This is a genomic window from Deltaproteobacteria bacterium (genome assembly GCA_003194485.1).
Classification (GTDB): domain Bacteria; phylum Desulfobacterota; class Dissulfuribacteria; order Dissulfuribacterales; family UBA3076; genus UBA3076.
Window position 1 is genome coordinate 1 of sequence record PQXD01000080.1, and the last position, 1,924, is coordinate 1,924.

Sequence of the window (1,924 nt, forward strand, 5' to 3'; positions counted from 1 at the left end):
GGTCTCCTCTCCTGACCGACGACCTTTTCCCATCATGTAGATCACATATTATTATATAAGCCGATGTGATCCACGTGAACCACGTCCGCCGTATCCTTGATGGCTCTAGCGTTTCGGTTTGGCTCACCCCTTGACGAACTCTCGTCGTTTGAGGCTGGTCGCAGTGAACCATATCTTAAAGCCCTTTATTCATGAGGATTTTGAAGCTTGGCAATTTTGTCGAATCGCCCGAAACCCGCATTTTACGTTATTTTCTTGAGGCGCTGAAACGCTGATTTTACGTTAAACGGAGTTGATTTTCGCGAAAAACGTCGACCAGACTTTACGATCTTGAGCATGACATTTCAGAATAACGGAGCAAAATGCAGGATAGCAGAGTAAAATGAGGGGCTGTCGTATGAGAGTAAAATAACAACGCGAAACACTGTATAATAGCTTGTAGTTCAGTGTAATTGTGCAGCCTCGGAAAGTCAAAAATGGGGTGAGAACAGTCGCGGGAAACTTTTTTCACTTTTTTGAATTTTTTTCTTGACTTTTTTTGTATTTTTTACTATAATTAGATATAGAGGATGAGAGAAAAAACCAGGAGAATTATTTTATAATGCCAAAAAGGAAAAGCGGAGAGCCACTCAAAAAATACGTTGCACGATGCGTTAAAGTTCGCCGGAAAGAGCACCCAAAAGAATCCGTTAAGCGCTCGGTAGCGGCGTGCTATGGCATGGGACGTAAAAAGAGTGGGGGCAGGAAAAAGGGGAAGTAAAGCAATGTTCTTTTTTAATAAGGTAAAGAAGGAGATGGGGAACATGAAGGCTGAGTTGATAATGCATATGATAGGGGCTCTTTATGGTGCAGGGCTGCGCGATCTCTTGATTCAGGCTATCGATGATCCGGAGAAAGTCTGGGACGATGCAGTTGTTCGTGCTCTGGATGCTTTGCTTGGTTATGATGGTGGAGAGGAAGGATAAGAGCCTATGAAGCCAAGGTTTGGGGAACATTTCCTTTGTGAGGAGTTCGCATGCCCTTGCTGTGGTGTGGCCCTCATGGATCGCGATTTTATGATTGCTCTTAATCGTTTAAGGGCATTGGCTGGTCGGCCTATCTGGGTTAACTCAGGGTTTCGTTGCTTTAATCACAACTATGCCATAGGTGGGGCGCCTGGCTCTCAACATATGGCAGGTCGGGCTGCAGATATTATAATAGTAGGCTTGACATTGAATGAGATGGTTGAGCTCGCTGAACAGGTTGATGCGTTTCGTGATGGCGGCATCGGCGTTTATCCCAAAAAAGGGTTTATACATGTTGATAGCAGAGGCCGTAGGGCTCGCTGGAAAGAATAGGTATGTCAGGTATAAATAAGACATACCTTTTTGTTTTTTAAAAAGGAGATAGAAGAAAGAAATGCCAAAGGTCAAAGGATTAACAATCTTGCAGAAACGCTTCGTTGAGGTGTTTGACGGTAACGGCACGAGGTCGGCAAAGAATGCTGGCTACAAAGGTAGCGATAGAGCGCTGGCTGTCATTGCCCATCGAAATCTGCAAAATCCTGAGATCGTGAAGTTAATAAAAGCTAAAGAAAAGAAGCGCGTACGAGGTCACATCATGAACCGCATGGAGCGGCAGGAATTCTGGACTAAAGTCGCTCTTGACAAAGAACAATCTATGGCTGACAGGCTTCGTGCAGTTTCCGATCTTGCAAAGAGTGAAGGAGATTTTCTTACTCGCATTGAAGTTTCTGACGATCTGAGCGATCGCATGAAAGAAGCAGAACGTCGCCTGGAGCAGGAGATGGCTCTAAGCGACAGTTCATCTGTGACAGACCAAGGAAACGAAGAAGAAGAAGACACTTTTACAGGAGTATAAAGATATGAGTATAATCGGCGGAAGAAAGACAAACATCAGCGTCCCCGTGACCTGCGCTAATAGC

Annotated in this window: 3 protein-coding genes; all 3 read left to right on the top strand. The window is 44.8% G+C overall.

Annotated elements, in window-relative coordinates; genetic code table 11:
* Window positions 1–713 precede the first annotated feature (713 nt).
* The gene (locus C4B57_12215; protein PXF50264.1) at window positions 714–965 is read left to right on the top strand and encodes a hypothetical protein; all 252 of its coding nucleotides are present in this window, start codon (window positions 714–716) and stop codon (window positions 963–965) included.
* 6 nt (window positions 966–971) lie between these two features.
* A complete protein-coding gene (locus tag C4B57_12220) occupies window positions 972–1,337 on the top strand; it encodes a peptidase M15 (protein PXF50265.1) in 366 nt (121 codons plus the stop codon).
* Window positions 1,338–1,398: 61 nt separating this feature from the next.
* The gene (locus C4B57_12225) at window positions 1,399–1,860 is read left to right on the top strand and encodes a hypothetical protein (GenBank protein ID PXF50266.1); all 462 of its coding nucleotides are present in this window, start codon (window positions 1,399–1,401) and stop codon (window positions 1,858–1,860) included.
* Window positions 1,861–1,924: the final 64 nt, after the last annotated feature.

Coding starts and splice junctions, on each gene's coding strand:
- C4B57_12215 (PXF50264.1), top strand. CDS start 714: ATGGCATGGGACGTAAAAAGAGTGGGGGCAGGAAAAAGGGGAAGTAAA.
- C4B57_12220 (PXF50265.1), top strand. CDS start 972: ATGAAGCCAAGGTTTGGGGAACATTTCCTTTGTGAGGAGTTCGCATGC.
- C4B57_12225 (PXF50266.1), top strand. CDS start 1,399: ATGCCAAAGGTCAAAGGATTAACAATCTTGCAGAAACGCTTCGTTGAG.